The organism is Thermoactinomyces sp. CICC 10521, assembly GCF_016055135.1.
In the GTDB taxonomy this organism is placed as follows: domain Bacteria; phylum Bacillota; class Bacilli; order Thermoactinomycetales; family Thermoactinomycetaceae; genus Thermoactinomyces_A; species Thermoactinomyces_A daqus.
Map to the genome: position 1 here is coordinate 26,563 of NZ_JAECVZ010000012.1, position 22,233 is coordinate 48,795.

General features: G+C 45.1%; 30 protein-coding genes and 1 tRNA gene. 26 read left to right on the forward strand and 5 right to left on the reverse strand.

Annotated features, from left to right (window positions below; all coding sequences use genetic code 11):
- Positions 1-96: 96 nt before the first annotated feature.
- Positions 97-726 carry a TetR/AcrR family transcriptional regulator gene (locus tag I8U17_RS10100; RefSeq protein WP_052154244.1) on the reverse strand — a complete coding sequence of 210 codons (630 nt, stop codon included), beginning with the start codon at positions 724-726 and terminating at the stop codon, positions 97-99.
- A gap of 180 nt (positions 727-906) precedes the next feature.
- Between I8U17_RS10100 and asnB the strand changes: the two genes are divergently transcribed.
- Positions 907-2,730 carry an asparagine synthase (glutamine-hydrolyzing) gene (gene asnB / locus I8U17_RS10105; protein ID WP_033101243.1) on the forward strand — a complete coding sequence of 608 codons (1,824 nt, stop codon included), beginning with the start codon at positions 907-909 and terminating at the stop codon, positions 2,728-2,730.
- Positions 2,731-2,904: 174 nt separating this feature from the next.
- Positions 2,905-3,489 carry a lysophospholipid acyltransferase family protein gene (locus I8U17_RS10110; protein ID WP_033101244.1) on the forward strand — a complete coding sequence of 195 codons (585 nt, stop codon included), beginning with the start codon at positions 2,905-2,907 and terminating at the stop codon, positions 3,487-3,489.
- 32 nt (positions 3,490-3,521) lie between these two features.
- On the opposite strand, the gene I8U17_RS10115 is transcribed toward I8U17_RS10110, so the two are convergent.
- Positions 3,522-4,478: a polysaccharide deacetylase family protein gene (locus I8U17_RS10115; protein ID WP_232331017.1), complete on the reverse strand. Its 957-nt coding sequence runs from the start codon at positions 4,476-4,478 to the stop codon at positions 3,522-3,524.
- Between the two features lie 351 nt (positions 4,479-4,829).
- Here I8U17_RS10115 and I8U17_RS10120 point away from each other — a divergent pair.
- Positions 4,830-4,905 (forward strand) — tRNA-Ala (locus I8U17_RS10120).
- A 95-nt stretch (positions 4,906-5,000) separates the two neighbouring features.
- Here the strand turns inward: I8U17_RS10120 and I8U17_RS10125 are convergent.
- The 3 genes from I8U17_RS10125 to I8U17_RS10135 form a co-directional block, all read right to left on the reverse strand.
- A complete protein-coding gene (locus I8U17_RS10125; protein ID WP_033100782.1) occupies positions 5,001-6,170 on the reverse strand; it encodes a site-specific integrase in 1,170 nt (389 codons plus the stop codon).
- A 267-nt stretch (positions 6,171-6,437) separates the two neighbouring features.
- On the reverse strand, positions 6,438-6,884 hold the full coding sequence (locus I8U17_RS10130; RefSeq protein WP_052154140.1) for an ImmA/IrrE family metallo-endopeptidase: 447 nt from the start codon (positions 6,882-6,884) through the stop codon (positions 6,438-6,440).
- Positions 6,885-7,014: 130 nt separating this feature from the next.
- On the reverse strand, positions 7,015-7,389 hold the full coding sequence (locus tag I8U17_RS10135; protein WP_052154141.1) for a helix-turn-helix domain-containing protein: 375 nt from the start codon (positions 7,387-7,389) through the stop codon (positions 7,015-7,017).
- A gap of 219 nt (positions 7,390-7,608) precedes the next feature.
- On the opposite strand from I8U17_RS10135, the gene I8U17_RS18775 reads away from it, so the two are divergent.
- The 23 genes from I8U17_RS18775 (at position 7,609) to terL (ending at position 22,232) form a co-directional block, all read left to right on the forward strand.
- Positions 7,609-7,875, forward strand: coding sequence for a helix-turn-helix domain-containing protein (locus tag I8U17_RS18775; RefSeq protein ID WP_052154149.1), 267 nt, complete (start codon positions 7,609-7,611; stop codon positions 7,873-7,875).
- Positions 7,866-8,168, forward strand: coding sequence for a helix-turn-helix domain-containing protein (locus I8U17_RS10140; RefSeq protein ID WP_198056158.1), 303 nt, complete (start codon positions 7,866-7,868; stop codon positions 8,166-8,168). Before I8U17_RS18775 ends, I8U17_RS10140 begins: the two co-directional genes overlap by 10 nt.
- Before the next feature lie 218 nt (positions 8,169-8,386).
- Positions 8,387-9,394 carry an ERF family protein gene (locus tag I8U17_RS10145; RefSeq protein WP_198056157.1) on the forward strand — a complete coding sequence of 336 codons (1,008 nt, stop codon included), beginning with the start codon at positions 8,387-8,389 and terminating at the stop codon, positions 9,392-9,394.
- Complete coding sequence (locus I8U17_RS10150; RefSeq protein WP_033100784.1) at positions 9,366-9,548, forward strand: hypothetical protein; 183 nt, start codon at positions 9,366-9,368, stop codon at positions 9,546-9,548. Before I8U17_RS10145 ends, I8U17_RS10150 begins: the two co-directional genes overlap by 29 nt.
- A gap of 57 nt (positions 9,549-9,605) precedes the next feature.
- Positions 9,606-10,064: a hypothetical protein gene (locus I8U17_RS10155; protein WP_198056156.1), complete on the forward strand. Its 459-nt coding sequence runs from the start codon at positions 9,606-9,608 to the stop codon at positions 10,062-10,064.
- Positions 10,051-10,251 (forward strand): hypothetical protein, encoded by a 201-nt coding sequence (locus I8U17_RS10160; protein WP_033100786.1) that lies wholly within the window; start codon positions 10,051-10,053, stop codon positions 10,249-10,251. Before I8U17_RS10155 ends, I8U17_RS10160 begins: the two co-directional genes overlap by 14 nt.
- Positions 10,248-10,424 (forward strand): hypothetical protein, encoded by a 177-nt coding sequence (locus I8U17_RS10165; RefSeq protein ID WP_160173833.1) that lies wholly within the window; start codon positions 10,248-10,250, stop codon positions 10,422-10,424. Before I8U17_RS10160 ends, I8U17_RS10165 begins: the two co-directional genes overlap by 4 nt.
- 82 nt (positions 10,425-10,506) lie before the next feature.
- Positions 10,507-11,055 carry a host-nuclease inhibitor Gam family protein gene (locus tag I8U17_RS10170; protein WP_198056155.1) on the forward strand — a complete coding sequence of 183 codons (549 nt, stop codon included), beginning with the start codon at positions 10,507-10,509 and terminating at the stop codon, positions 11,053-11,055.
- A gap of 288 nt (positions 11,056-11,343) precedes the next feature.
- Positions 11,344-12,159 carry a helix-turn-helix domain-containing protein gene (locus I8U17_RS10175; protein WP_198059353.1) on the forward strand — a complete coding sequence of 272 codons (816 nt, stop codon included), beginning with the start codon at positions 11,344-11,346 and terminating at the stop codon, positions 12,157-12,159.
- Complete coding sequence (locus tag I8U17_RS10180) at positions 12,131-13,447, forward strand: replicative DNA helicase (protein WP_033100787.1); 1,317 nt, start codon at positions 12,131-12,133, stop codon at positions 13,445-13,447. The genes I8U17_RS10175 and I8U17_RS10180 overlap by 29 nt, the downstream gene beginning before the upstream one ends.
- A 5-nt stretch (positions 13,448-13,452) precedes the next feature.
- The gene (locus I8U17_RS10185; protein WP_033100788.1) at positions 13,453-13,818 is read left to right on the forward strand and encodes a hypothetical protein; all 366 of its coding nucleotides are present in this window, start codon (positions 13,453-13,455) and stop codon (positions 13,816-13,818) included.
- Between the two features lie 170 nt (positions 13,819-13,988).
- Positions 13,989-14,420 carry a RinA family phage transcriptional regulator gene (locus tag I8U17_RS10190; protein ID WP_033100789.1) on the forward strand — a complete coding sequence of 144 codons (432 nt, stop codon included), beginning with the start codon at positions 13,989-13,991 and terminating at the stop codon, positions 14,418-14,420.
- Positions 14,421-14,494: 74 nt separating this feature from the next.
- Positions 14,495-14,770, forward strand: coding sequence for a hypothetical protein (locus tag I8U17_RS10195; protein WP_152568527.1), 276 nt, complete (start codon positions 14,495-14,497; stop codon positions 14,768-14,770).
- Between the two features lie 548 nt (positions 14,771-15,318).
- The gene (locus tag I8U17_RS10200; RefSeq protein ID WP_033100791.1) at positions 15,319-15,669 is read left to right on the forward strand and encodes a hypothetical protein; all 351 of its coding nucleotides are present in this window, start codon (positions 15,319-15,321) and stop codon (positions 15,667-15,669) included.
- Positions 15,670-15,751: 82 nt separating this feature from the next.
- On the forward strand, positions 15,752-16,012 hold the full coding sequence (locus I8U17_RS10205) for a DUF3846 domain-containing protein (RefSeq protein WP_033100792.1): 261 nt from the start codon (positions 15,752-15,754) through the stop codon (positions 16,010-16,012).
- A gap of 733 nt (positions 16,013-16,745) precedes the next feature.
- Positions 16,746-17,126: a hypothetical protein gene (locus tag I8U17_RS10210; RefSeq protein ID WP_198056153.1), complete on the forward strand. Its 381-nt coding sequence runs from the start codon at positions 16,746-16,748 to the stop codon at positions 17,124-17,126.
- Positions 17,126-17,539, forward strand: coding sequence for a DUF488 family protein (locus I8U17_RS10215; protein WP_198056152.1), 414 nt, complete (start codon positions 17,126-17,128; stop codon positions 17,537-17,539). The genes I8U17_RS10210 and I8U17_RS10215 overlap by 1 nt, the downstream gene beginning before the upstream one ends.
- Entirely contained in the window at positions 17,539-17,766 is a 228-nt protein-coding gene (locus I8U17_RS10220; RefSeq protein ID WP_198056151.1) for a hypothetical protein, read from the forward strand. The genes I8U17_RS10215 and I8U17_RS10220 overlap by 1 nt, the downstream gene beginning before the upstream one ends.
- Positions 17,767-17,779: 13 nt before the next feature.
- Positions 17,780-18,022 carry a hypothetical protein gene (locus I8U17_RS10225; RefSeq protein WP_198056150.1) on the forward strand — a complete coding sequence of 81 codons (243 nt, stop codon included), beginning with the start codon at positions 17,780-17,782 and terminating at the stop codon, positions 18,020-18,022.
- A gap of 68 nt (positions 18,023-18,090) precedes the next feature.
- Positions 18,091-19,410 carry a putative antirestriction adenine methyltransferase gene (locus I8U17_RS10230; RefSeq protein ID WP_198056149.1) on the forward strand — a complete coding sequence of 440 codons (1,320 nt, stop codon included), beginning with the start codon at positions 18,091-18,093 and terminating at the stop codon, positions 19,408-19,410.
- Positions 19,362-20,294 (forward strand): ParB/RepB/Spo0J family partition protein, encoded by a 933-nt coding sequence (locus I8U17_RS10235; RefSeq protein ID WP_198056148.1) that lies wholly within the window; start codon positions 19,362-19,364, stop codon positions 20,292-20,294. The genes I8U17_RS10230 and I8U17_RS10235 overlap by 49 nt, the downstream gene beginning before the upstream one ends.
- Before the next feature lie 2 nt (positions 20,295-20,296).
- A complete protein-coding gene (locus I8U17_RS10240; RefSeq protein ID WP_198056147.1) occupies positions 20,297-20,842 on the forward strand; it encodes a phage terminase small subunit-related protein in 546 nt (181 codons plus the stop codon).
- Positions 20,814-22,232, forward strand: coding sequence for a phage terminase large subunit (gene terL, locus I8U17_RS10245; RefSeq protein WP_198056146.1), 1,419 nt, complete (start codon positions 20,814-20,816; stop codon positions 22,230-22,232). The genes I8U17_RS10240 and terL overlap by 29 nt, the downstream gene beginning before the upstream one ends.
- Position 22,233: the final 1 nt, after the last annotated feature.

A 22,233-nucleotide genomic window follows, 5' to 3' on the forward strand; every position in this document is an offset into this window, starting at 1 on the left:
TAGCGGATAGCATGAAAATGGTACAATGTATAGTTTTTGAATCATTTGCTCTTGGTGTAATTTTTAGCCCTGGTTTTAACCGGAGTAACCGGTCTTTTATCTGTGATGATGCGGAAATTGTCCGATTTTCAGATGCTGTATCCGTAACCGCGTCAATTGCATGGCCATGTATTCCGGAGGATAAGGGAGGTTGTTTCTCAACCACCAGGCAATGACGCCGAGGTAAGCGGAGGCGGCATAATGGATGAGAATTTCCTTGGGAACAGCCGGTTGTATATCATAGGCCGTACTTTGATTGAGGCGTTCATTCAAAATATCGGCAAATACATCAAGCAGGCGAAACAAAAAGCGTTGTTGTCCGTTCATGTTAAGCATGACTTTGTAAAACTGCTGGTGTTTGGCGACATGCTCAAAGACATAGACCAGATCAGGAAGAGGACGAACCACATTTCCATTGGCATCGGTGATGTTTTCACTGTCCAACCGGCATTGTTGCATCCCTTCCACCAGTTCCGCCAAAATTTCCTCGATGCTTTGCATCAAAAGATCCCCTTTATCCCGGTAATGGAGGTAAAAAGTAGCCCGGTTCAAAGTTGCTCGCCGGGTGATTTCCTGTACGCTGATCGCATCGTATCCTTTTTCCCCCATCAGTTCGATCAGGGCATTACGCAGCATTTTGCGCGTACGGACAACCCGGGGATCAAGTTTTTTCCGTTGATTTTTCATGGTCATCCCCCTGTGGAGTTTTCATGTATTTATAATCAATCATTCCCCTTTTTGTCGATTAATCAACGGGTTAGAAACAGTTTGCTTGTTGAAATATATACTACATGTATTATAATAAACGATGTGTTGATTAACAAACGTCGTGTTAATAAAGTCGGTAAATGATGGGAGATGGTTGACATGTGTGGAATTACCGGCTGGATCGATTGGGAAAATGACATTTCCGGTCAAAAGGAAATTCTGGAGAAAATGGCGGGAACGATTCAAAATCGCGGACCTGACGCAGAGGGTTTTTGGCTGTCACCCCGGGCCGGTCTGGCTCACCGCCGCCTGATCGTGATCGATCCGGAAGGTGGTCTGCAACCGATGGTGGAGCGATGGGGAGACCGTCTTTTCGCGATGACATACAACGGCGAAATCTATAATTATCTTGAACTGAAAAAAGAATTGCAAGAACGTGGCCATACCTTTAAAACCAATTCGGATACCGAAGTGTTGTTGCACACCTACCTCGAATGGGGAGAAGACTGCGTACGGCACCTGAACGGGATTTTTGCCTTTGCCATCTGGGACGATGCGAACCAAAAACTGTTTTTGGCACGTGACCACCTGGGCGTGAAACCGCTGTTTTACACGGAAAAGGGAAGCATGATCCTGTTTGCGTCCGAGATCAAGGCGATCCTGGCACATCCGGAAGTGAAACCGGAATTGGATGCAGACGGATTGGCGGAGATTTTCGGAAACGGCCCGATGCGTACGCCCGGCGTGGGTGTATTCAAAGGGATCAAAGAGGTTCGCGCCGGCCATTCGATCACCTTTACCCGCGAAGGCAAACGGGTGACCCGCTACTGGCAACTGGAAAGCAAACCCCATACGGATGACGTGGAAACAACCGCAGCCAAAATTCGCGAAATCCTGGAAGATACCGTCCGTCGCCAACTCATCTCCGACATGCCGCTGGTGGCCATGCTTTCCGGCGGGCTGGATTCGAGCGGTCTGACGGCGATTGCCGGAAAGGAACTGGCGAAAGAGAATCGCACCCTGCACACGTATTCGCTCGATTTTGTCGGCAGCGATCGCGATTTCCAAACGGATTTGCTCCATCGCGATCTCGATGAACCGTGGGTAAAACGTGTTTCCGAACATGTGAAAACCGAGCACCATACGATTGTCCTCGATTCGGAGGAATTGCTTGAAAACCTGCTGGTTCCGTTAAGGGCACGTGACCTGCCGGGGATCGGGGAGATGGAAACGTCCCTCTACTTGCTCTTCCGGGAAATTAAAAAAGATGCCACGGTCGCCTTGTCCGGTGAATCGGCAGATGAAGTATTCAGCGGATATCCCTGGTTCCATCAGGATGAGTTCCTCAATGCGGGCACATTCCCGTGGCGGGTGAGCACCACCGGCTATTTGTCCAGTTTATTGTCCCAGGAAACGCTGAATTATGCCCGTCCTGACGACTATGTGCAGACGCGCTATGCAGAAGCGATTTCCGAAGTTCCGGCTTTGGAGGGAGAAGGCGATCTCGAAGCGCGGCAACGGGAAATGTCTTACCTGTTTATTACCCGGTTCCTGCCGTTTATGCTCGATCGCAAAGACCGGACCAGCATGTACACGGGCTTTGAGGTTCGCGTTCCGTTCTGTGATTATCGTTTGGTCGAGTACCTGTGGAATGTGCCCTACCGGGTGAAAACAGTCGATAACATTGAAAAAGGGATTTTGCGGCGTGCACTGAAAGGTTATCTGCCTGACGATGTGCTTTATCGCAGAAAAAGCGCCTATCCGACTGCGCAAAACCCTGTTTATTACCAAGCGATTATCCGCTGGGCCAACGATATCCTGGCTGACCATAACTCCCCGATCTACTCCCTGGTCAACAGACGAAACGTGCAGGCGTTGATCGATGGCAAAGCCGGCGTCGACGAAGGACAGATCGTCAAAGCACTGGAGTATTTGATTCAAGTGAATTCCTGGATCAAAGAATATGGCATAACCATTTCCTGATGTAATTTGAATTTCCCACTTTACCACGAAGCTACCCCTTGATAGGCCAATTCCTGTATGAATTGCAGGGATTGGCCTTTTATTTTTGATTTACCTCTTTGCATAATTGGGAATCCCTGTTACTGTAAGAGTAAGAACAAAAGTCACTTGTGTCATCCGGATAAAGGAGGAGCCATGTATTCATTTGCGAAAATCATTGCTACAACCATTTTAAAAATTTTCTATCGCATTCGTGTTGAGGGAGCAGAGAACGTTCCAGCCGAAGGAGGCTTTGTCTTGGCCTGCACCCACACGGGCTGGTTGGATATTATTGCGCTCGGTGTTTCCATTCCGAGGCCGATTCACTATATGGCAAAAATTGAATTGTTCAAGATACCGCTTGTCGCCTGGTTTTTGGGCAAATTGAACAGCTTTCCCGTCAACCGGGATCAACCCGGCCCCAGTTCCCTGAAAACGCCGATTCGCTTACTTAAAAAAGGAGAAGTGGTGGGGATTTTCCCCAGCGGTACCCGGACCAAGGAATCAGTACCTTTGAAAAGAGGGGCGGCGTACTTGGCCGACCGGGCGAAAGTGCCCATTCTCCCGGCGGTTTATGAAGGTCCGGAGTCGCTGCGGTTGGGAGATCTTTTTAAAGGGAAGACAATCGTGATTCGGTTTGGCGAATTGATCGCGCACGAACAGGAGGATGGAGACCGGCAGAAAGCTTTGCTCAATTGCTTAAATGAACGGATGGAGTTTTTAGCCGGGGAAAAAAAGTAAAAAGCACTCCCCTTTTGCGGGAAGTGCCGGGATTACACTCTTCCGTCTGCGGGAGGAGTGTTTTCTTTTGTCGGTGTGTTCTCATAGGCTGGAATTTGCAGCAGTTGATCCAGAGTGACGATTTCATATCCTTGGTTTTTCAGATATTGAATCGTTTTTCGCAGCGATTTGACGGTTGCACTGCGATCACCTCCAGCGCAATGCTCCAGGATGATGCTCCCGGGTTGCACCTCTTTGACGATCGTTTGATAAATGCCTTCCGGTGTGCGCCCTGCTTTCCAATCTTCTGTATCCACGTCCCAATCGATAATCTGGTAACCTTTGGCCAGGATTTGTTCTTTTCCGCCATGGATCGCTTCATAGGGGGGACGGAAAAAATGAACCTTGTAGCCGATGATTTTATAGATTTCTTGGTCGGCCCGTTCCAGTTCACTTTCCAGCTGTTTTTGCGTAAGCTTCGGAATCAGCGGATGATCCCATGTATGGTTTCCGATTATATGGCCCTCTGACACAATGCGTTTTAACATCTGAGGGTTTTTGTGAGCCATTTTTCCAACGACAAAAAAAGTGGCATGCACATTTTCTTCCTTTAGAATATCCAAAATTTGCGGGGTGTATTGATCATCAGGCCCGTCATCAAATGTCAGGGCGACCTTTTTTATTTTGCGCGAACTGTTAAAGATCACCGATTGATCCTTGAGGCGCGCCAGATCTTCAGATTGTTTTTGGTCCAATGTATCCGGATTGACCGGGGTGAACTCGTATTTTGGAATCGGATTGGTTACGGCCGGTTTGCTTGGTTTTTGCTGATCCGCATTTTGTTTGCTTCCGGAAGCATATTGTTTTTGATCCTGAGGATGATTCGTTTCAGCCGAAGAAGGATGTTTTTGTTGCTCATTATGTACTTGGTCCGCTTGATCAGTAGTACATCCTGACAGGAACAGGCTCATACCGAGAAAAAAGGACCCAATGGCGAGGATTCGGCGCATATAGGTTCACCTCAATGTTAGTTTGAACAATAGTTGACAAAAAAACAGAGCATAGCCCTGACGAAAATCAAAGTGATTTCCAAAAAATGATATGTCAAAGAGCAATTTAACGACCTTACTAAATGATTGTATAATGGTTGAACGAAGAAAGATGTGAATAAGAATTGAATTTTTTCACAGTCGTCGTGAAGATTTATTGGAGAACAGCCATAAACGGGAAAAGCCAGCTTTTTGAGCCCGGATCTTGCTTAAAAAAGAGAAAAATTTTTTGGGGAAAGATGCTTGACTTTCAAATGCGGATGAGTTATATTTATAACTGTCAGTTCGATTCGACGCAAAAATGCATATCGCGGGGCATTAGCTCAGCTGGGAGAGCGCTACACTGGCAGTGTAGAGGTCAGCGGTTCGAGCCCGCTATGCTCCACCAACCAAAACCCTTGAGAATTCAGGGGTTTTTCTTATTATGTAAGGCGGGGGATAGTCGAGGAGAGTGCTGATTGCAAACATTTTGCAAACATACACTCAATGGCGATTTACTTTGGAAATCTTGCTGTTTTCGAGGAACATTTTTTCGAATCGATCAACGGCTTCCTGTTGCATATTAGGGAGAACATGACTGTAAATGTCCATTGTGATTCGTGTATTTGAATGGCCTAGCCTTTCGGACACAATTTTCGGATGCTCCCCTTGTTTTAACATTAGGGTGGCATGTGTGTGCCGCAAGTCATGAAACCTAATATCAGGTAGATTGGCTTTTTTTATGATTCTGTAGAAGCTTCTTAGAAGATTTCTTGGGCTGACCGGGGTTCCGACCGATGTTGCCACAATCAGATCATTATCCTGGTAACCCGCACCTGCTAGTAATTTTTCTTGGTTCTGTATTCTTTTGTGCTTCTTTAACTCTTCGATCGTAGTAGACGGAAGGGAAACTGAACGAATGCTGCCTTTGGTTTTAGGCTCTTGTAATACTGGCTTCCCATTCACTACTACTAAATTCTTTCTTATACTTGCAGTTTTAGCCTCAAAATTGATGTCTTTCCACCGTAGCCCAAGGATTTCGCCTCTTCGTAGCCCGGTTGTGATCGCGAGAAGAAATGCTATATATAATCGATCTTTTCTTGCGTGGTCAAGGAACAAAGTGACTTCTTCAGGTTCCAATGTGATGATATCCTTTTTTCCAAGAGCTGGAGGATCAGCTAAGTCTGCAACATTTCGACTGAGCAATTGCCATTTTACTGCATGACCTAGTGCTTCTTTAAGAATTACGTGAAGGTATCTTACTGTGTGCGGTGATAAACCCCCTTCCCCATCAACCCTTCCATTTGTGAGCTTCTCATTGTAAAAGCGTTGCAAATGCATAGGTTGAAGCTGTTGTAAAGTGATCGCACCTAAAGTGGGAATAATATGTGCATTGATATAGGTTTTGTACGTTTGAAGCGTTGATGGTCTCAAAGCAGTCTTTGCGTAGTCTTCTAGCCACCGTTCCATATATTCTTTTAAGGTTGTTTTAGCAGGTTCAACAAAGGTCCCCTGCTCAAGTTCATGAATTTTTTGGATCAGTGCTTTTTCGGCTTCTTTTTTAGTTTTAAACCCGCTAAACCATTTCTGCTTCCGCTTGCCTGTTTGTGGGTCTTGTCCAATATCTAATACAAAGCACCATTTACTCCCTCTCTTACGAACATGTCCTTTCATACAGTTCCCCCTACCAATCAGATACTAAGCTCCCCTACCTATGGCTCAGACTCTTTTCACTATTTCTGTATCTTGCAAGGCACTCCCAAGAACAAAAGTGGTTTTCTGCATAGGTGTTGGGGAGCTTGGTTAGCATTGTAATCCAGTTCTCCGGTAAAACCAAGCTCTTTTTCTTTCTCTCACATTGATCACATGCATAAAGAATCATGATCGTTTCCCCGGATAGTTTTTCTTTATCTTTGCTGATAGAAATATCTATTTTGTTGACTATAAAACATCTGTTGAACCCATTCTTCGGATGTTAAGTAACTTAAATCGAAATTGAACCATTTCTTCAGTTACTTGGAAATAATCAGCCAATTCATGGAAGGTGGTAATCCCCTTAGAATAAGCACGTATGAGCTTTTTGAATGGAATTAAGAATTCCGCAGCCCAACGCATAGCCCTAAACTCGATCCGACCGATCTCTATTGCTTTCCGGTTGTTAAGCCGTTGATGGCAGACGGCTATGCCGCAAGATGTAAAGTGATGTCCCAGTTCCTCCGCAAAAATACATCGGAAATACGGGTCATTATGAACAATTCTGTTGGCAAATACGATCAAGGGTGGGCGATTCAATGAATTCAAATAGATAGCTTCCAGGGGCGGATCTAACTCTTTGTACCAAATTTCAATGCCTTCTTGATTCGCAATGTTAAATAAGTCCAATGACATCCGATATCCGCCTCCTGTACAGTAAAAGTAATAGATACCGTTTGTATATAAAATATTACATACAAACAGGTATTACTACTTTTATTCGGAGCGTTTGTTGATTTTTTGTCCAATTGATTAAAGTTTTTTGTTAATCAACCTTTCTGGGATATGTCTTCAAATAGGCAATAATGATTTCGCGTAACTGCTCCTGCGCTTGTGGGGGCAGTTTTTTCGTGTAATCGCCAAGTTGATGAAGGCATAAAGTATCGATTTCATCAAATACATGGTCCTTGTCATTCTCTCTCTCAGGAATCTTTGGATTTTCAGAGCGACCAGCAAGATATTCAAGAGATACTTCAAGAAGATTTGCGATATTGGTAAGCTGCTCGAAATCTGGCTGTCTTCCACCATTTTCGTAGCGATTTACCGTGGATTCTTTCACACCAAGTGCAGATGCGAGTTGAGCTTGTGTCCAACCTTTTCTTTTTCTAGCCAGTCTGAGGCGATCCCCTAAAATTGACATAGTATTCACCTCCCTTGATCGGATTGAAGTTGCCATTTTGGTAATTCCGATACGGAAATTATACATAACCGAAAAGGTAAAATCAATAGAGACAAATGCCATTACGTAAGTTTTCTTACTTGACATTTGCCATAACGGAAAGTAGGATATAGATATAATGACAAAACGGAAATATCCACATTCCTTAATGGAAGGGTGGTGATTGTTCTGAGTAAACCTATGCAAACCTGTGATGTCCTGATTGATCTTAAAAAGATCAAACGACTTAGGATTCACAAGGGGTTTAGCCAAGAGTTTATGTCAAAGTTTCTAGGATATAAAAGTGTGCTTGGATACCACTACCTTGAAAAAGGCAGATGCCAGATGAAAGCGGAGCATTTAATCATGATCGCTGATTTGTTTCAAGTGAGTTTGGACGAGCTCTATGTAAAAGTCTATCCGTTACGTTCCACGGGAACTCAGAGAGGTGAGGTACATTGCGACTAGGGCAAATGACAATCCCATCATCGTCAAATTCGCAATTGGATAAATCGCGTGAACTATTACATATTCTTGAGCGGATGATCGAAATTGTTGAAACCAAGGAGCTGGAAGATAAACCTTTAGCTTTAACGGTTAAACAAGCTGCTGAGCAACTGCAAGTATCTGTACCTACGTTAAGAGAGCATTTCCTTTGTCGTCCGGATTTTCCAAAGGTTCGGGCTGGAACGAGATTTCTGATTCCCCGGAAAGCCTTGGAGGAATGGCTGAATAGTCAAGCTTCGATAAATCATGGCTAGATTTTGGGTACTGAAAGGGGGTGGTTTTGTGGTTTAAGAGAGATGATGGTGAAAGCAAAAAGCCCGCTTGTGGCGACAAGCGAGCTTAAAAAAGAAATTTGGATACCTCTAGTCTAACAGATCGACAGACTGGAGGTCAACGGAGGGAATCGTTATCCCTCCAACGGACGGTATTTTGGCTGATGTACATGTGCCAAATAAAACGAGGTGAGCGAGTAATGAAATTCGCCGAAAACAACACCAATATTCTCGCGGCCTTTGTGAAGTTTCAAGGACTGGTAAAAAACCCGCCCAAAAATCAAACAGCTACGATTCATACCAAGAACGGAGGATCTTACTCGTACAAGTATGCAGATTTGGCCGACATTGCAGATGTGATTCGTCAACCTATGAAAGAAAGTGGCTTAGGTTGGTTTCAAAACGCTGTACGGGATGAGAACAACAAGGTTATTGGAATTTACACGATTCTGGTTCACGAATCGGGAGAAATGATTGAGTTTGAACCAATCCCGGTGAAAGAAGACGAGAGGAATCAAACCAATACGGCATCGCAAAAGCAAGGATCAGCCATTACCTACGCCAGACGGTACTCTCTAAGCCTGGCCTTAGGACTTGCAGCAGATGAGGATAGTGATGCGGTTCCGGTTCAGCCCGTAAGTGATAAACAGAAGCAACCAAAATCCCAGTTCAAAAAGCTGAATCGACACGAGCAACAGCCTTCCAAGCAAAAAGACTTGGCTGCGTGGAACCAACTGGCGGAAGAGAACCAAGAAGAAACGAAACAACAAAAAGGAAATGGAGCGCAGAGAAGACGTTTCTTTGCAATTTGTGGTGAAAAGAAGATCACCACCAAAAGGCAAAAAGCCATCGTGTACGCCTTCACGAAAAAATCGAGTCGAGCGGATGTCACGGATGAAGAATTCGCGGATATCAACAAGTTCTTGAGCAAGGATAAGAACAATTCCTTGAGCAATGCAACAGAAATTGAAATCGTGAGAGCCGTCAATGAATTCAAAGAAAAACAAGCGACATCTTCCAGTCAAGAATCTGATGACAATTTGGAAGCTGGAGAACCAGTTGAAACCACATCCTCCAGGGACCAGCAGATTGCCTCAGACCAAGAAGGAAATCAGGATTTGGGACTGGACAATGAGCGATTGGATGAGGAAATCCATGTGGAGATGGAGGATGGAGTAGATGGAAACCAATTATCTGCGACTTCCTGAGTATCATGTGATTGACTCGGAACAGGTGGAGGAATTGGAACGGATTCGGATTCAGATTCTCCAAGCATTGGACCTCGGACATACGGAAGCCATTCGTCGCATTCTGGACGATGACCTGGTTTACACCATTCGTCAAATCAAGCAGTCTGTATAAAATCGGGCAGCCGGGTGGCTGGCCTGCCCGGTTTGCTCCCAAGAAAGGGAGAAAGAGATGTTCATCAGAAAAGCTGAAATTTGCATGGTTGACAATAAAACCATTGAAGTGTTGGGTCAAGATTCCCAACGGGTCTTCGAAATTTCACTTGACCATGAAGAAGGGTACAAATTCCCGAACTTGATCATTGAAAGGGAAGAAAAACGGATTTTCATCCCAGGAAGCCAAATTGCCTCCATTTGGTTTTATGAGCATCGTGAGGCAAATGAGGTTCAAAAGCAGATTGATTTGAAATGGGAAAAAGTCGAAGACTTAACGAGAATCAAGTCGGAACCAGATTTATTGTGGTTCTGCGATGGGAAAGGCAACACCTTTATTCGATCCCCAAAATCAACCGAATCCGTCCTTGTTTCGACCAACCCCGTTGTTGCACGGCTTCTGAAAGGGATTGAAGCACTGGAAGATCAAAGAAATCAATTACTCCAATCCGCAGGTGATGAAGATGAAAAAGAATAAGGATCGCATTGTATTTCAAGCTGTTGTCAATAAACCGGTTGATCATCTGCGAGAGGGAGATCCCATCGTTTGTGCCCAAAAACAAATGGACACCATTGCTTCGATCTTTACGGTTAACGGGCGAACGGTCATCAAGACAAAAAACTTTGGTTGCTATTTTGCCGAAGATTTGGTGGTTCGTCTGTGAAAAAGATCATCATGAAAGCAAAGTTGGTTGACGGTTCAGACGTTCAGTTCGATTTTTTCGAGATCAAGTTGATGATTGACCTCCGGGTTAAGGAGAGCATCATTTACATCAAGTATCGAGGTAAGAATTACTCAGTAAAAAAAGAGTCCATCGACTTCAACGTGATTGGGTAAAAGCTGACGACATATGTGTCTGACTAGTCTGTCGATTTGGGGTGGTCTTTGTGCCGCCCTCTATCAAAGGATGTGAACCAAAATGGTAATCAATGAAATCAGCTTGCATGATTTCTTGGAGGAACAAGAGCAAATCAAAGAGCATTTCGTGGTTGACTCACCGGAAAAAGCCAATTGGGTACTTAGAAAAATCAAAGCTCTTCAAAGCAAAAAAGCTGGCAACATCGCTCTGGCTGAATCAGAGATCGAAAAAATTTATGCTTGGCTTGAAATGGTGAACGGACAAATTGACTGGGATTTGGATTACTTGACTGGATTGTTGACGGCTTATGCAAATGAGTTAAGGCACGAAGACCCTGAATTTAAATCAATGAATTTGCCGAACGGGAAGATTGGATTCCGCAAGCAGCAGCCTAAATGGAACTATCAAGAGAAAACCTTGGTTCAATCGCTCAAAGATTTGGGCCGCATCGACTTAATTCGTATCAAAGAGGAGCCGGATAAAAACGGGCTCAGAAAAGCATTTAAAATTCAGGGCAATCGAGTTGTGGACCCGGAAACCGGTATGGTTATCGACGGGGTGTCGGTAGAACATCGGGAGGATGAATTGAAAATCGAGATTGTGAAATAGACGGGATATCTTGGCAAGGGACGGACTAACCACCGTCCTTTGAAAGCGGAGGGTTACATCCAGTGATGATGGTTCTTTCCCCCGGTGACACTCTGCCTCTGGGGGGAAAGATAGCCGACCCTCATTGAGTACAGTACGGAGCAAGAAAGGATTGTTTGGAGGAACTTTAAGATATGCTGGTGACCCGATAGGTGTGACATTCGCTCATGGCGTGATTTTAAAGGGGTTTTAGACATGAACTATTTGTTGGAGATTAGGGCATTTTATGACCGGCTTGAGGTAAAACCATTGTCCGCATCCGCGATTGCACTGTGGCACGCCTTGATGCACACATGCAATAAAACCGGATGGGCAGAAGAGTTTTCCGTAGCTGTCACGGTGCTATCTCACAAATCCGGACTATCAGAACGAAGTGTTGCAAATGCAAGAAACGAGTTGAAAACAAAGGGGTATATTGACTTCAAATCCCGATCGGGGAACCGATCAGCCATTTACAAATTAAACCGCTTGTCTGCAAATATTGCCGACAAATTTTCCGACAGTGTTTCCGACAATCTTTCCGCCTCTGCTTCCGACAGTGTTTCCGGCAATCCTTCCATATTAAATAAACAAAACAAAACGAAACAAAAAAAAGATCATCGTCGCAAGTACGATGATGATTCTGAGTATATGAAAATGGCAAAGTACCTGCTGAGGAAGATCCATGAATGGAATCCAGATTATGAAGCCAAGAACATGCAAAAATGGGCGGATGATTGCCGAAAGATATTGACCATCGATAAACGGGATAAAAAGACGATTGTTGCTGTGATTGATTGGGCGACCAGTCACCACTTTTGGCAAAGCAATATTCTTTCACCCGAAAAGCTAAGAAAACAATTTCAAACCTTACTGGCGCAGATGAATAGCAGAAACGGCAATGTCGTTCGATTTCCTGAGAGAGATCGTGCCAGAGAGCAAAAGGAAATCAGCGAACAGGCAAGGATTATTGCCTTTAATCGGTGGGTGGCGGCAGGACACAGTCCTGAAGATATAAAGGGATTTCACGCATGGTTAGAGAGGGGAGCTGATCCAAATGAACTTGGAACAGCTAAAAATCATTGAGGCCGAACAAGCTGTGATTGGTTCGGTCTTGATTGACAACAAAGTAATGGATGATCTGGCTTTTCTGTTGGAAGCGAGGGATTTTAGCACTTTTGCCCATGAAATGATTTGGAAAGCCATGCTCTACATGCATTCAAACGATAAAGTGATCGACCCGATTACGCTTACTGAAATGCTGGTCATCTACAAACGTTTGGACGAAGTTGGAGGGGTTCCTTACTTGAATGAACTGGCCGCAGCCGTCCCGACTTCCGCAAATGCCAAGCACTATGCCGAGATCGTGAGAAAGCGGTCGATCCGGCGGCGTGTCGCTACCGTCGGTGAACAAATCAAACAATTAGTCCTTCAGGATCAATTTGAGAATAATGAAGATCTGTTCAGGCGAATTGAGCAGTTGGCCGATTCTGTCAGGCCAGGTATCCGAAATGACCTGGTTCATATCAAGGATACCCGGAAAGACTATATGGACTACTTGAGACAAAAAGATGACCTGATTCTTACCGGTTTCAAGCAATTTGATGAATGGATGGGTGGACTGGGGCGAGGATGGCTTTATATCCTTGCCGCCCGGCCATCTGTTGGGAAGACGGCAAAAATGCTGAAAATGGCAAGAGGAATCGCAGCGCAAGATCATGGAGCGGTGGCAATCATCAGCCAGGAAATGAAAAAAGAAGCCCTTTATAACCGTATGATTGCCTCCATCACGGGAATCCCTGTTAACCGGTTGCGGTTGAAAAAGCTAACCCCCACGGAATTTGAAGAAGTGGATCAAGCATTTAATCAGCTTGAACAGTTGCCGCTTCATATTGCCGATGGGAAAGCCGTCACAATCGATGAAGTCCGGTCGATGGCCCGGCAATTGAAAAGGAAATACGGTCGATTGGGAGCGATCTTCATCGACTACCTGGGCATCATGAATATTCCTCAACCAACAGGGATGACAAGGGCGCAGGCGGTCGGGGAAGTCAGCAAAAAAGCCAAGAACTTAGCAATGGAAGTGGATTGTCCGTTGATTATGCTCGCCCAAATGAACCGGGAGGGCAAAAAAGCGCTGAAACCATCGTTAGAACACCTTAGGGAAAGTGGCGATATTGAACAAGATGCAGATGTCGTGGAGTTTCTTTGGGAGAACCCGGAGGACATGAATCCCGGATTACACTTGATCGGAGCCAGGGTCGTTCAGTCTTTCATTGCGAAAGGGCGAGATATTGGAGTAAACGAGTTTCGATATGCTTTCAAAGGTTGGATTCAGGACTTTGTTGATTTGCCACCATTAAAGAAAGAGTGAACGATATGACGGGATTTCATATTCCGCCGATTACAACAGATGAGCAATATGTTGAATACTTGGAACGGATCGTAAAGGGGGCACAGTATTTAGAAAATCCACTGATTAAGCCGGAGGATTACGCAAAAGGCATGAAGCTGTATGACGCTCTTTGTGAAAGAGTCTTGCAATACGGGGGAGATCATTTGAATCGTTGGCATGTTTATAACTGGTTAAAATATCGGTTTTTAAATTCCAATGTTAAGCCGGCAAGAGACGAAGTGTTATCCACTTTTCCGGAACTCTCTCCAGAGGAGATTGACGAGGGAATTGCCGAGTTCGAGAACTCAATTAGATGGAAAGGGGTGGGGAACGATGGGGAAAAGACATAAAAGGATCAAACAGCTTTTAGAACTGGAAGAAGCCAAAAAGAAGAAGCATCTCTGTGCGGGTTGTGTATGGCTTCTTACCGGGAAGGTCTGCATGTTCCATCATTGTGTAAAGCAGGAAGGTTGGACACTTGTTCGATACAAAACTTCTTGAACCAAGGGAGTGGAGCAGGATGGGAGTGCCGAGAGAAGAAAAATTGAAAACAGGAACCTTCAAACATATAGAGTCTGAGCTTTATTCTTATTGGGATACGGTAAAGGAAGTAAGAAGATTAAGAGCGGAGATTTTACATTCAACCCCGTATTTTGAGAATATCGGCGGTGGGAGAACCTCTCTTCCCAGTGACCCAACGGGCAAAACCGTTACTCTATTAATCGCCCACCGGAGGATTGAGCAGTTAGAAAAAATTGTAGAGGCGATCCGTACCGTTTATGACCGATTACCCGAAGAGAAAAAGAAACTTGTTCAACTGAAATACTGGACAACCCCTCAAGAACTTACATGGGAAGGGATTGCCAGACAAATTCCTGTGAGCAGGCGAACCGCTATTGCCTGGAGAGATGAAATCGTGTTGCAAATTGCGAATCAACTGGGTTGGAGATAGTGTAAGATATGATTTTGACAAAGGATAAATACCTAAAAAGCGAAGTTGGAGACAAAGATATGGAGGCTGGGCGAATGAAATTGGCAGAGAAAAACATATATGCGGGAAGCGAAAGTTCTCTTAGAATCATCGCACGTAAAGGCGAAAAAGAGGTATTGGTGAATAAAGATGAGTTGAAATGGCATGAGCTGGGTGGAAGACATGCGGTTTTGACACTAGAGGAAATCGCAGCACAGTTAATCTCTCTTGGGTATCATCCTGTGTTCTATGTTGGATGGAGTTGGGTGTTTCCGGAACGATTTATAGCTATGGGAACTATGATTCTCCTTTATGGGTTGAACATGGAATAACCCGGGGGTATGCATGAACTGGAACGTGTAGAAGAGGGAAGCCAGGGCACAGAATCAGCAACAGTTATAAATGTTGATGCTCTAAATCGCTCTGTCCCCTATATCTCTAAAAAGATGGTGTAGTTTCGCACCTTGATTGCACTTTTGGGCTTATAAAATGTTGTAATATGATATTGGAAGTCGGAGTAGCGGTAAACCCATTGCATACATACGTCGCCACTTTCTTTATTTCGGAAGGGCGGCGTTTTCTTTTGCTATGGTGATCACGAAAATGAAGCCAGCCTTGGTCGAAAGGTAACCAAGGCATGCGCGGGTTAGTCAGGCCCGCTTGGCTTCAATCTTTATTATACAGTAAAAATAGTAATTTTAAGAGCGGAATAGTGAATGTTGGCGTTATTCAACCAATGATAGTGTATTCAATAACACCCTTATGTATGACTTTTTTAAAAAGTTTAACTATGTATTAGGATGATAATAGGTCAAATGACCAAATCATCACGGAAACAGCCTAGTCAACTGTTTCCGAAAACACAGAAAGGGTGTTGTTGATGAACCAATCATGGATTGATGTATGGTACCAAGCTGCGCTTCAAAATACTTGGGTTCGGGAAGCGCACGCGAAAGATCCGTTGCTCAAAGACGATTTTTATGAGTGCAACGGTCTCGATGAACTGTTCAAATGGGTGAAAAGCAGGCAGTCAACCGGTTCTGCTTTTTACTACGATGACATTTGCTTTATCAATGTCGGAATGGAAGGCGACGGTTTTGACTGGATGGTCTTGAAACAAGGGGATGTGTATTTGGAATATTACACGCCTCCTCGCAATATGGACAAGTACGATTTTTACAGACTCATTCAACGCATTGAAACCGAAACGCTGGAAGAATTCTGGAGATAAACACGCGGGAACGGGGGCCGGTGGGATTCCACCGTCCTCCTTTCAATAGAACGGCATTTTCATACCTGAGGGGAATGTCATGATGAGCGGAAATCAAAAAGGTGAATTGGTCCGGATCGTGGTCAAGGAGCCATTCAAAACGTATCAAGTGATGGAAGTTCCAAAAGGGAACTTTGAGCGGCTTCGTGAAATCATTGGCTGCACTTACTTGGACTTTATCAATCTGGGTGCTGGATTGACAATGGCCATTGATGATTGTGGAAAGCTGGATCGGAAGCCAGCCAATCTGAAACCAAGAAAACCCGGTGTGAACGATGTGTTCTTTGGCACTGTTATTTCATGAATGATGAGTTTCGATCGTTGACGGATGACGAGATCGAGATGTTGTTATCGACATTACCGATTCATTTTCACTCTGTTACTGAAGAAGAAAACAAACGGATTGACCCGGATGACTATATCGAAACTCATATCATTGTTTGGTGAGGGTTCGACCAGACGAAAAAATGTGGATTTCAGGCCGATGGCGGTTGCCGTCGGTTTCTTAAAATAAAAAGAAGCCAGCCTTGGTAGGAGGACCAAGGCATGTCTGCGGGTTGGTCAGGCCCGCTTAGGCTTCGTAATTTTAAGTATATCAAAAGTGTAGATAGAGTTGGACAGTGTATGACGAGTTACCTATGAGTATCTATGTGTATGAAATTTTTAAATAGAGCGGTAATAAAGTAGGATGATAATAGATCGATTTACCAAACCGTTAATCAATCGGTGAAACGGCCTGGTCAACGGGCAACACGTAGGAGGGTGTTGAAAATGACGGAAAACTCGAATTGCTCATCTGCCATTCCTTACTGGAGGAAGTAGAAGATGAACTGCACATCCAATGTTTCGAAGATGCAGGGGTTTTAACCTACAACAAAGGGCTGGTCATTCGGACGAAAGATGGATCAGAATTCCAGGTAACGATTGTTCGTTCTCGTAACGGAATGGCCTGATCGTCCTGAGAAGCAGCCAAGTAAAAAGTGCGGGAAGGGAGTGGTCACCCTTTCCGTTTCATAACACTGACGAGGGTGTTAAAGATGAAAAAAGATTGGAAGAAAGTTTGGTATCAGATTGGAATGAACAATCCTTGGATCAGCGAAGCATACGACCCGGAATTCTCGGTTGACATGCTGGCTGAGTGTAAGGATCAAGAAGACTTGTGGGAGAATTTGTCCCACGGAAACTGGTGTCTGGGACAGGGCTTTTATTTGGGCGAGATTTGCTTCATCAACCAAATCAATGGTGGAGACGAATGGTTGGTGATCAAACAGAATCTTCCCTTTGAATCCTTTACAGTTGGTACGATGGGCAAAGAAAAGTTTCTGCACAACCTGAAATGTATTGAAAAAGCAACGCTCGAACAATGCAGGCGGCTTGAATATACGGACGTAGAGCTGGAAGAGGAGGAAGCTGTTTAATGTACACCTCCAACTTCGCAAACGTGCAAAAGATCGTTGAAGCAGGGCTGAGGCCGGTGGCAATCTCCATCGGCCTTCCTAAAACGTATAAAGGCGAACGTGAGTTCCGGTTAGCTCCAACATGGGCCATGCTGAAAATGACGCGTGAAGCATATGATCGGATCTTTCTCAAGAAACTCGCCAGTCTTGATCCGGTTCAGTTATATCAATCGTTGGGAGAAGATGCTGTACTTCTCTGTTTTGAAAAACATAACGACTGGTGTCATCGGCGACTAGTGGCGGAATGGTTCGAGTCAGCACTTGGCATTGTGGTTCCTGAGTTTGGTTTTGATAGAAGCAAGACGCTTCCTTATTGCCAGTGTGGCATAAAAAAGAAAGACAACGATTCCGATATTCAAGGAAGTCTGTTCTAATGAGGAAGAAAACGGAACTGGCAAAGGAAGCCTACAGGAGCGGCAATGTGAAGAAAGCGTTATGGATCGCAAAATCTTTTCGGATTGGTCTGAGCAAAGATGATCGGGATAAGATCGTGCGGGCATATGAGTGTTTGGTTCATCCCGACTTTTACCTTATGCTCGGGAAGTCCCCAGAAGAAGAGATTGAGAAAGGCAAAAGGGTTTTCGAGGAAAAAATTCTTTAATGGAGCGGACAATATGCAAAATCAATTTCTTTATGAAGTGGTTTCGGAGTTTAGGGTAGAGACATTTGAATCAACAGATGAGTTAACGGCGAAATATGAACGATCCGGTTATTGGGAATCGCGAGTAACAAGAGAAGAATTACACCATCAGCCAACGTTGTGGGGTTTCAACGGTCCGATGTATGGTGGAATCAGAGACGGAAAAATTGTGATTCGATATGAATCGTCAAGTGTTTATGCGGCTCTTTCAATATAAATAAAGGGAAGTCCCTGGGATCAATTCTCAGGGATTTCTTATTTGTTAAGGGCAAAGGGTGTGGATGGATGTTTGTGGGCAGTATCAATCAAGATTTGCGCTGTTTGGTGTCAGAGGTTACAAGAGGATGGGATACCCAAGATGTTTATATCGGCTGCTCGGGCAACTTCACGATTGAGCGAATCTTAAAGAATCGAGGATTTAATTTGTACGGAAATGACGTCAGTTTATATACCTGCACCATCGGGCATCATCTGGCCGGGAAAGATTGGGATATCTGTGTTAAACACGACGGTTGGAAGTGGTTGGAGGAGTACATGCAGGATGGAGTGAGTCGGATCGCAACGCTCCTCTTAAGTACAACCATGTTAGATGGATTGAACCGGAAAGAGCCTTTTTTCATGCGGAGGCGCGAAGCATACCGAAAACAATGGGGTCGCCTTCATAAAGAAACATGCGAGAGGGTATTGAAAGGGATCGAGGGAGTTCACCTGGCTGATTTTTGGCCCGGTGACGTGGTAGAGTGGGCTCTCATCGCACCAAAAGAGGCCGGATTTATCAGCTTCCCCCCTACCTATAAAGGCGGATATGAAAAGTTGTATAAGGCATTCAATGAAGTATTTGACTGGAACGAACCGTTCTATGAGATTTTCGATAAAGACCGATTGAAAACAATGGTTAAATATGTGAAACAGAAAAAATGGTGGATGATGGCTCGTGATGAGCCGATCGAAGGACTGGAGGAATATGAAGTCGGACGGGTGCAAACTTCGCTTCGGAGCAAGCCTGTCATTGTCTATGCAAATAAAGCACCTTTGCGGATCACGATGCCGCATCAGAAAACGCAAATCGTGAACATTCCCCGGTTTACTGAGAAAGACGTGATCACGGAGAATTCAAAGCTGTCAATTATGAAGATTACCCAGGGACAGATGAATACATTGCGGAGTTTATATTTAACCCCTGGGATCGCGCCTGCATCTGCGACATTGAATCTGGCTGTATTGATTGATGGTAAGTTGATCGGGGCGATCGGTTTGTCCCGTCCCCAGCATGGGCAAGGTGGGGCCTATTTGATGACTGACTTCGTGATCCGGCCCGTGACATATAAGCGGCTTTCCAAACTTATTTTGGCAGCCGTTTTGAGTAAAGAGGTCAAGCTGATGATTGAACAGGCCATTAACAGTCGTGTACAAATCATTGGTACGACCGCTTTTACCGACAAACCCGTTTCAATGAAGTATCGGGGGTTATTTTGGTTGCAGAGCCGAAAGGAGAATCCGAGTCGGCTCAACTATTGGGGGGAGGCAGGAAAATGGTCGCTGGAGGAGGGATTCCAATGGTGGCTGAAAAAGCATGGCAAATTGACCAGATCAACGAGCGGATGACCGGCCCCTATAAGTTAAAGATCATTTCGATTGATGAATGTGAACTTCTCGAAAAGAACGCTCGATACATGAAAAACGAGACCTTTCAAAACCTGGTTAACAATATCAAGCGGGATGGGGGATTATCCTCTGTCCCTTTTTGTTATCTGACGGAAGAAGGAAAGTATCGGGTTTTGAGCGGCAACCATCGGGTACAGGCGGCGAAAGCGGCAGGATTTACTGAAATACTGATCATGTATACAGACAAACCCATGACCAAAGATGAGCAGATTGCCGTCCAGCTTGCCCATAATTCGCTGGTGGGTGAAGATGACCCGGTGATTTTGCAGGAGCTGTACAACGAGATTGAGGATTTGACCCTTAAATACTATTCGGGACTGGATGACAAGGTATTGCAACAGCTTGAAAAAGTTCAAGTGTCGGGATTGACCGAAGCGCAATTGGATTACTTGTCTCTCTCCTTCGTCTTTTTGCCGGAGGAAGCAGAACGGCTTGTGGAAGTGTTTGAAAGGGTGAAAAATGAGCTTGCTTCCGATGCCATCCTTGCCCGGCACGCCGAATACAGCCGCCTGCTTGATGCCGTAGCGAAAACGCAGGGGGCGTACAACATTCACAATGGGGCCACTGCGTTAATGCTTATACTTGATGTGTTTGAACGACACCAAGCTGATTTAAAGGCGGGATGGCTGGATGAAGACGGAGGTGTCATTCATAAGAGCTTTGTTCCGATCTCAAGTATCTTGGGAACCGACATGATTCCTGCACCCGTTGCCGTAATCCTCCATCAAGCAGTGGAGAAAATGATGTCAACAGGCGAGATTACGAATAAGAACAAGTGGCAGGTATTGGAGTATTTATCAGCCGACTATCTGAGTGGTGAATAGAGATGTCCATCAAACCTTGGGAGAGACAGCGGGGTGAGAGCCAGAAAGCCTTTGAAGCGTTCGCTATTTACCGGGATATGGGATCGACCCGGAGTATACAGAAAGTAGCCCAAAAGTTAACCAAAAGTGAGGCTCTTCTCAGACGTTGGAGTGCAAAGTGGAATTGGGTGGAACGGGCCAAAGAATATGATCTGGAGATGGATCGGCAACACCGCCTTCAACAAGAGGAAGAGCGGCGGAAAATGGCAGAACGTCATGCGAAACAGGCCATGATGTTTCAAAACAAAATCCTGGAACGGCTTCGGACACTTGATCCGAATCGATTGACTCCCGCTGATTTGATTCGCTGGTTTGACATCGCTGTAAAAGTGGAGCGATTAGCCAGAGGAGAGTCAACCGAAATTCATGAAGTGGAGCATAGCGGGCAGGTGGATCAGCGTGGAAACGTTAGAATCCAGCATGAAATCCTTACCGATCCGGAGTCAAGGGAGCTGGTTAAACAGCTTTTCCGGAGAGTTTATGAACTTAAACGAATGGAGTCAAATTGATTGGTTCGTCCTTGAAATGGAATTGGTTCGTCATGATTATTCGGTTTACATCGAATATGTCCATCATGGTCAGTATATTCCCTCCCGCCATTCCGATCTCATTTGTAGGAAACTGGAACAGGTGGAAAGGGGCGAAGTGGATCGTTTAATGATTTTTATGCCTCCGCGCCATTCCAAGTCGATGACCGTTTCGGAAACATTTCCTTCATGGTTCATCGGGAGGAATCCGGAAAGGCGTGTCATCTTGACTTCCTATGGGGAAACGTTAGCGAGGAAATTCGGAAGAGCGAACAAACATAAGATCGCGGAGTTTGGAAAGAAGATTTTTGGAATCGAGTTATCCCAAGACAACAGTTCCGTTACGAACTGGGATATCCAAGGCCATCGTGGCGGAATGATTTCCGTTGGGATTGGCGGAGCCCTCACCGGGCAAGGTGCGGATCTTCTCATCATTGATGACCCGATTAAGAACAAACAAGAAGCAGAATCGGACACGTATCGGGAAAACATCTGGAATGAATGGCAAAACACGTTGAGAACCCGTTTACAACCCGGAGGGAAAGTGATTTTGATTCAAACCCGATGGCATGAGGATGATTTGGCTGGAAGGTTACTTCAATTTGAACCAAGTCGATGGGAAATTCTTTCGTTGCCAGCGGTTTGTGAGAATGAAAATGACCCCCTTGCCAGGGCGATTGGGGAACCGTTATGGCCGGAGTACGGGTTCGACGAGAAATGGGTGGAAGAAACGAGACAATCCGTTGGTTCCCAAACCTGGGCGGCCCTGTTTCAACAAAGACCTTCCCCCGCAGAGGGAGCAATATTAAAACGGAAGTGGTGGAGGTATTATCGCCAATTGCCAAGCCGGTTTGATGAGGTCATCCAGTCATGGGATTGTACCTTTAAGGATAAGAAAGACAGCGACTATGTGGTCGGACAAGTATGGGGACGGATCGGGGCAGATAAATATTTGATCGATCAGGTTCGGGGACAAATGGATTTACCGGCAACGATGCAAGCGATTCGGGGATTATCTGCCAAACACCCGTATGCATACACCAAGTTGATCGAAGATAAGGCCAATGGCCCGGCAGTGATTCAAATGCTCCACCACGAGATTCCGGGACTGATACCGGTCAATCCTGAAGGTGGAAAGGAATCCCGAGCGGCAGCCGCTTCCGTTGACTTGGAAGCGGGGAACGTATTTATTCCCGAACCAAGTATTGCCCCATGGATTCATGATTTTGTGGAGGAGTGCGCAGCCTTTCCCAATGGGAAAAACGATGACCAAGTGGACGCTTTTTCACAAGCCATGATCCGGTTCCGACAGTTTGAAGCGCCGGAACATGTCGTGTTGCCCTCAATTAAGGGGTGGGCTATGAGGAGGTGAG